This window comes from Thermosynechococcus sp. OHK43 (assembly GCF_014466085.1).
GTDB lineage: Bacteria > Cyanobacteriota > Cyanobacteriia > Thermosynechococcales > Thermosynechococcaceae > Thermosynechococcus.
Genome location: NZ_JACOMP010000155.1, coordinates 1 through 7,566, shown reverse-complemented (window position 1 = coordinate 7,566; position 7,566 = coordinate 1). Strand labels below are relative to the sequence as shown.

At 55.2% G+C, this 7,566-nt stretch carries 5 protein-coding genes; 2 read left to right on the top strand and 3 right to left on the bottom strand.

From position 1 onward, the window contains the following. A partial coding sequence (locus tag H8Q75_RS06535; protein WP_297040947.1) for a response regulator transcription factor occupies positions 1–601 on the bottom strand: 601 nt, incomplete at its 3' end. Positions 602–847: 246 nt separating this feature from the next. On the opposite strand from H8Q75_RS06535, the gene H8Q75_RS06530 reads away from it, so the two are divergent. After that, entirely contained in the window at positions 848–3,829 is a 2,982-nt protein-coding gene (locus H8Q75_RS06530) for an ABC transporter ATP-binding protein/permease (protein ID WP_297040946.1), read from the top strand. A 23-nt stretch (positions 3,830–3,852) separates the two neighbouring features. On the opposite strand, the gene H8Q75_RS06525 is transcribed toward H8Q75_RS06530, so the two are convergent. Both H8Q75_RS06525 and H8Q75_RS06520 read right to left on the bottom strand, forming a co-directional pair. After that, a complete protein-coding gene (locus H8Q75_RS06525; protein ID WP_157869645.1) occupies positions 3,853–4,050 on the bottom strand; it encodes a hypothetical protein in 198 nt (65 codons plus the stop codon). Between the two features lie 32 nt (positions 4,051–4,082). Next, positions 4,083–5,321 carry an aspartate aminotransferase family protein gene (locus H8Q75_RS06520; protein WP_024124382.1) on the bottom strand — a complete coding sequence of 413 codons (1,239 nt, stop codon included), beginning with the start codon at positions 5,319–5,321 and terminating at the stop codon, positions 4,083–4,085. Positions 5,322–5,476: 155 nt separating this feature from the next. On the opposite strand from H8Q75_RS06520, the gene nrdJ reads away from it, so the two are divergent. Further along, positions 5,477–7,566 (top strand): ribonucleoside-triphosphate reductase, adenosylcobalamin-dependent (nrdJ, locus tag H8Q75_RS06515; protein WP_297040945.1); only part of this gene is annotated, 2,090 nt, incomplete at its 3' end.

Below are 7,566 nucleotides of genomic sequence, written 5' to 3'. Positions count from 1 at the left end.
GTTTGCGCCGCAGCCGAACGATATGCGTATCGACGGTGCGGGGGTTATCAATGCCCTCTGGCCAAGCCCGCCGCAGCAACTCCTGACGACTCAAAGGCGTGCCCCCCATTTGGGTGAGGACATAGAGCAAGCTAAATTCCTGCGGTGTTAAGTCCACTGGGACATTGCGTACTACCACTCGCCGCTGCACTAAATCAATTTGTAGCTCACCTAGGTTCAAGATGCTGGGTAAACAGGGGCGTGCTCGCCGTGCCAAGGCCTCGATGCGGGCAAGAAACTCCTGCATCCCAAAGGGCTTGGCCAAATAATCATCGGCGCCTGCCCGCAGCGCCGTCACCACATCCGCTTCATCTTCACGGGCGGACAGGACTAAAATCAAAACGGCGCCTTGATGGTGCAGCCAGCGGCATAATGCCAAGCCATTCCCCTCATTTAAGTCTAGATCGAGGACGACCAAATCGGGATGCCGCAGTTGAAACACCTCCTGTCCCTGTTGACAGCCACTGGCAAGATGAACAATGTGCCCCCCTTGTTGTAGGTGCCAGCCAAGGAGGGAACGCAGGTGGGGGTTGCTTTCAATAATTTCAATGTGCATCAACATGAGTACATCCCCACAACAAGATGTCGTTCTACATTTCTGGGAGACTTTGCCAGAAGGTGCAACAGGATGGCAGTATTTGAATGAATTGGATGCTAATCTAGCAAATCTAATACCTATCATTTCGTAACGAATAATACTTTAGGGTTTTTTCTTGTTCCCGCAATAGAAAATTCTTACCCCTTCTCTAGTGACAAAATTCTAGTGACAAAATGAAGTGGGGTTTCTAAACGTTTCTAAACAAGGGATATGGCTGTGCCCATTCTCAACCTCTTAGGGGCTGATGGTTCACGACAGCAAATTCAACTGGGGCGCGATCGCCTGATCATTGGTACTGACCCCCAAAGCCAAGTGATTCTTGTCGGCGAGGGGATTTCCCGCCACCATGCCTTGATTCTTCCCACTGAAACGGGCTACCAAGTGGCGGATCTCGGGAGCGCCAGCGGCACTTTTTTGAATGGCACAAAGCTGCGGCCGCGCACCCCTGTGGTTCTCAAGGCGGGCGATCGCCTCCGCATTGGGGACTTTGAAGCCATTTTCGATCCAGATGGCAGGGCAACAACGGAACTGCCAGGCACGGTCGTGATGGGGGCTGCTAGTACGCCAATTTTGCAGGTGGCAACGCCTCACTGGTTGCAGGAGTTTCCGCTGCTCAAGGAGGAACTGATTCTCGGTCGGGACCCAAAGGCAGACATTACCATTGACCATCCCTTTGTGTCCTTTCACCATGCCAAGCTGGTGCGATCGGGGGATCACTACAAAATCATTGACTTGGGCAGCAAGAATGGCCTTCACTGGCGCGGCACAACGATGAGCGAACATACCTTGGCACCGGGAGATGTCATTCATGTGGGGGAATCGCTGCGCCTCACATATCTGTTGATGCCTGCCACGGAGGTTGTTGAGCAAACTCGACCCCTCCCACTGCGCGATCGCCAGCAGGTTCGCATTGGCCGCGATCCCAGCAATGATATGGTGCTGGATCATCCCGTCGTCTCACGGTTTCACGCTCGCCTTTATCTCCAAGAGGGACAGTGGTACATCGTCGATCTCAACTCCGCCAATGGCACCTTGGTCAACAACCGACGCCTTGAACCCCGCAAACCTGTAGTCTTGCCAACGGGTGCGCTGGTGCGCATTGGTCCCTATAGTTCTGTTTTTACCCCCGACGAAACCATTGTTCCCCACAATGACAGTGGTAACCTGCGTCTCGACGCCATCCACCTCAGTAAAACCACCCCTAAGGGGGCGAAGCTCCTTCAAGATATTTCTCTTTCAATTTTGCCCCGCGAGTTTGTGGCAATTGTTGGTGGCAGTGGTGCTGGTAAATCAACGCTGCTCGATGCCCTCAATGGTTTTCGTCCTGCCACGAAGGGCATGGTACTGGTCAACGGCCATGATCTGTACCGCTACTTTGGAACATACCGCACCCAGATTGGCTATGTGCCTCAGGATGACATTATCCACCGGGAGTTAACTGTGGCTCAAGCCCTAGATTATGCAGCACGACTGCGCCTACCCGCTGATTTTAGCGATCAAGAGCGACAGGAACAGGTGAACCGGGTTCTGGCGGAGTTGGAGTTGACAGCGCAGCGGCATGTCCTTGTTAAGCAACTGAGTGGTGGTCAGCGCAAGCGGGTGTCGATTGGTGTGGAATTGCTCACCCGCCCCAGTTTGTTTTTCTTGGATGAGGCAACTTCTGGCTTAGATCCGGGCACGGAAACCCAAATGATGCGGCTGTTGCGGCAGTTGGCGGATCAGGGGCGAACGATTTTACTCATTACCCATGCCACTAAGAATGTGATGCTCTGCGATTTGGTGGTGTTTTTGGCGCGGGGCGGCTACCTTGCCTATTTTGGTCCACCGGATCAAGCCCTCAGCTATTTTGATGTTCAAGATTTTGATGAAATTTACCTCAAGATTGAGAGCGAAGCTAATCCGGCCCTATGGCAGCAACGCTATCGCCAGTCTCATCTGTATCAAACCTATGTGGTGGAGCGACAGCGTCCCCTCAATGTGGATACAGGGGCAACGCGACAGGTCCAGCCCCAACATCAAAAAGCAACGATTCCCCGAGTGGCACCATGGCGGCAGTGGTGGATTCTCATCCGGCGAAACTTGGCCATTTTGCGACAGGATCGGGCGGCCCTCATTCTCATGCTCTCTTTGGCGCCGATTTTGGGAGCCTTGGATTTTGTCCTCTGGAAGCCAATGATTCTTGATCCAGATCAAGGGGATGCGGGGCAGGCATTTACGATGGCCTTTGTTACTGTGCTCATTGCCGTGATGGTGGGCAGCCTAGCCACGATGCGCGAAATTGTTAAGGAACTGGAGATCTATCGCCGTGAGCGGATGGTGGGGTTGGGGCTGTGGCCCTATATTTTTTCAAAGCTGGGCCCAGCAGTGGTCCTGGCACTATACCAAGCAGCCATTTTCTTGGGGATGAAGTTTTTGGCGATCAATCTTAGCCTCGGTATTGGGGCGATCGCTGGCCTTTACTTGACACTGTTTCTGGTGACCTTTGGTGGCATGGTAATGGGGTTACTGGTTTCTGCCCTCTCCCCCACTCAGACGGTTGCTCCTCTACTCACGATTCTCTTTTTGGTGCCGCAGATTACCTTTGCCGGTGCCATTATTCCCCTCAAGGATCTAGGGCCAGTGGGCAATTGGATCAGCGATGTCACCTTGACCCGCTGGGGCTATGCCAATGTGGTTTCCCTCTTGGGCTTTGGTCAGGATGTGGCTCAAGATCCCTGCTGGCAGCAACCGAAGTCGGTACGGGAGAAGCGAAGTCCTGAAGCTTTGGCTCAGTGTCCCTGCTTTGGCGAGAACCTCTTCCGGCGTTGCCACTTTCCAGGGGTGCGCAAGGAGTACCACCCCGCTGTGGATGAACCAGAACCCCCCCAACCTGCGGAACCAGGTGATCCACCGGCACTGCCCAAGTCCGTCTTAGAGTTGAATCAGGCCTATCGCGATCGCGTCGAGGAGTACAATCAGCGGGTCAAAGCCTATCAGAGGGCCATGGATCGCTGGCAAGAGCAATTTGCCCTCTGGAAAGAGCAGCGGGGGCGGGCGATCGCCAGCGGTGAAGCCCTCATTGATCGCTTTTGGAGTCTTCAGGGGCAGACCTTCAACGCCAATGTTACTGCCAATCACCTGCGCTTAGGGGGCATTATTGCCCTGATGCTGGGACTAGTGGGGGTCTTTCAAAAGCGTAAGGATGTGCTTTAGTCTCGAACAGTAGGGTTACCGTTTCAGCGGCGGATCAGTTCCGAAGCCAGCACCCATGGGCTAGCCACCAGCGCCCTTTGAGCCATTTCTCCAACACTGAGCATCCCTGCGGCAAGGCAAAGCTCATACCAAGGGCACAGCCAACCACAGATGCCCCAGCAGGGCACAAAAAAATAGCACTGACCAGACAACCCGCTGACTGTGCTAAACAGTTTGGCCACCTTCTGGTTCCTCATCTGCTGAGGTTCAAGTATTAGGCTGCTAGGTGGGCAAAGGCGCGGCTCATTGCCCCTAAGGCCATATCAATCTCGGCAGCACGGACAATGAGAGGAGGGACAAAGCGTACCACCTTCGGCCCCGCCGGCACCAGCAATAGCCCCTCAGCAAGGGCAGCTTTGACGACTTCAGCAGCGGTGAGAGGGGTGTCGGGTTGGAGTTCAAGACCGTTGATCAGCCCCCAGCCGCGCACCTCGGCAATGAGTTGGGGATAGGTGGCCGCCAGGTCCTGTAGTCCTGTCCGCAGTTGCTGCCCGCGATCGCGCACATTTTCGAGGAGATTCTCTTTTTCCAGAGTTTCACAAACGGTGAGGGCTGCTGCCGTGGCCAAGGGGTTACCGCCAAAGGTACTGGCGTGATCCCCCGGCTGAAAGACGGCACAAAACTCCTTGGCAATCATGGCACCAATGGGAACGCCCCCGGCAAGGCCTTTGGCAGCGGTGAAAACATCCGGTTCGACACCGAGGGTTTCATAGCCCCACAGGGACCCCGTGCGACCCATGCCCACTTGCACTTCATCAAAAATCAGGAGAATGCCTTTTGCTGTGCAGAGTTGGCGTACCTGCTCAAAGTAGGCGCGATCGCCGGGGCGGACTCCCCCTTCCCCCTGCAAGGGCTCCAAAAGAATGGCTGCCACCTGCGGTTCCGGTTGATCCAAGGAGGCCACGAGGGCTTCTAGAGCACCTAAGTCGTTGTAGGGCACATAGGCAAAGCCGGGCACCAAGGGGTCAAAGTGTTTTTGGTATTTTGGTTGTCCCGTAGCGGTTATCGTCGCCAGGGTACGTCCGTGGAAGCTGGCCTGTGCTGTAATGATGATTGGGTTGGCAATGTGGCGAACGGTATGGGCATATTTACGGGCCAGTTTAATGGCCGCTTCGTTGGCTTCAGCACCAGAATTGCAGAAAAAGACGCGATCGCCACAGGAGTGAGCCACCAACCACTGCGCCAATGCCCCCTGTTGGGGAATGTAATACAGATTCGAAACGTGGTGCAGCGTTTGCATTTGGCGGCTGACCGCCTCCACTAAGGCTGGATGGGCATGGCCGAGGGTACAGGTGGCAATGCCCGCCACAAAGTCTAGATAGCTGCGGCCTTGATCATCCCAAACCCGACAGCCTTCACCGCCCACGAGCGCAATCGGAAAGCGGCTATAGGTGGTCATCACCACTTGGTCAAAGGCATCAGTACTGAAGGAGGTCGAGGGAGCAGCAACCATTGACTCTGGACCCAAAGCAAAAACTTCCTGCTATCTTAGCATCTCCCTATCGGTGTGGCAGGGCAGTTGGGGATCACCCTATAATTAGTGCTTATTGACCGCCAAGGATGGCTTCGGTACACTACACCTAGTATTAGCCATTGAATCCTAACCCTATGGTGCAAAATCCTCCCCGTCCCCAAACCAGCTTCCCCACTACAGCCCCCACAGCCTATCCCGTGTTTTACCGTACCTACAGCCGCCAAAATGAAGCGGGCGAGCGGGAGAGTTGGCCACAGGTGTGCGATCGCACCCTCAAAGGCCTACAGGAAGTGGGGCACCTCACCGAAGCGGAAGTAGCACTGCTGAGGGAAATGCAGCAGGAGCTGAAGGCCCTGCCCTCTGGCCGTTGGCTGTGGGTCGGCGGCACCGATTGGGTACGCCAGCCCGAGAACTTTTCCGGTGCCTACAACTGCACCAGCACCAATGTTGTGGATTGGGATTCCTTTGGCCTCATGATGGACTTGGCCATGCAAGGCTGTGGCACAGGGGCAATTCTGGAACCAAAATACATCTCTCAGTTACCTCCCATTTGCAATCGCCTAGAGGTCACCGTTATCGGCGCAATTGGTCAAACCCCCAGGGAAGCGCGTCAAGAGCACACCACCGTCACACTCACGGGGCAGACCTGCCAGATCAAAGTGGGGGATAGCCGCCAAGGCTGGGTGAAGTCTTACCAAACGCTTCTTGAACTAGCCAGCAACCCGCACCTCGGTGGTTCAGTTCAGGTCACGATTGACATCAGTGATGTGCGTCCGACAGGTGAGCGGCTCAAGGGGTTTGGCGGAGTGGCCAATCCAGTAAAGCTGCCAGACCTCTACCATCGCTGTGCTGTCCTGTTAAATGCCGCAGTGGGTCGGCAGTTGACCTCTGTGGAGTGCTGTCTGCTGATTGACGAGGCAGCCGTTGTCGTCGTTGCGGGTAATGTGAGGCGATCGGCGGGCATGCGTCAGGGCGCTAGTGACGATGAGGCCTTTGCCCAGGCCAAGCAAAACCTCTGGCAGCAGGATGAGCAGGGCAATTGGCGCATCGATCCCAAGCGGGATGCTCTACGAATGGCCAACCATACCCGTGTCTTCCACAGGAAGCCGAGTCTTGAAGAATGTATCAATGCGGTGCGAAGTCAGTTCTATTCTGGGGAAGGCGCTATTCAATGGGCAGGGGAGGCGATCGCCCGCGCCAACGCCGATCTTCTAACCACACCCCATCTGAAGCAGGCTTTTCTCCGTGCCTATGAAAATCAACAGGGGGACGCCTTTTTGCAGAAGCTCTTGCCTGCCATGGATCAGCGGGAGCTTGCCCATCGCCTTGGTCGCTATGGCCTCAATCCCTGTGGGGAAATTATTGGTGCGGATTTTCACTGTAACCTTGCAGAAATTCACCTCAATCAGATTGATCCAGCGGATACAGCCACCCAAGAAAAAGCCTTCAAAGCGGGTGCCCTCTCCGTTGCTGCCCTGTTAAACCATCGGTTTGTTGTTGAGCGCTATCAATACTCCCGTGCCATTGATCCCATCGTTGGCGTCAGCTTTACGGGACTCTTCGATTTCTTTGTCCATGCCTTTGGTGTGCCTTGGCTGGAATGGTGGGCCGCCGGACGCCCCGATACACCCCAAGGGCGCCAATTCAAAGCCCAAGAAGCCGCTTTCCTCCAACGCTGGCGGTGGATTGTCCATGAGGCCGTTTGGGAGTATTGCGATCGACATGGCCTCAAGCGCCCCAATCGCTGTACCACTGTCCAACCCTCCGGTACTAAATCCCTGCTGACGGGTGCCTCTCCCGGTTGGCATCCCCCAAAGGCCCAACGCTTTATTCGGCGGATTACCTTCCGCAAGGGCGACGCAGTGGCGATGGCTTGCTATGACTATGGCTACAATGTCATCCCCTCCCAGTCCGATAAGGATGAGACGGGTAAGCTTCTGGATGATCCCTTTGATCCGCGGTGTACCGAGTGGCTAGTGGAAATTCCCGTTGCTGTCTCTTGGGCAGATCTAGCGGGGGCAGACACGATTGATGTTAGCCAGTTTTCCGCCTTAGCGCAGTTTGACTTCTATATGCAGGTGCAGCAACATTACACCACCCACAACACCAGTGCCACCATTGAGCTACGGGAAGCCGAAGTGGAACCCCTTGCCACAGCAATTTACACGGCGATTCAGCAGGATCAAGGGTATATTTCTGCGGCACTCTTGGCACGCTTTGATGC

Excerpts from the sequence above, each read along its gene's own strand:
- H8Q75_RS06530 (WP_297040946.1), top strand. The coding sequence starts at position 848 with ATGGCTGTGCCCATTCTCAACCTCTTAGGGGCTGATGGTTCACGACAG.
- H8Q75_RS06520 (WP_024124382.1), bottom strand. The coding sequence starts at position 5,321 with ATGGTTGCTGCTCCCTCGACCTCCTTCAGTACTGATGCCTTTGACCAA.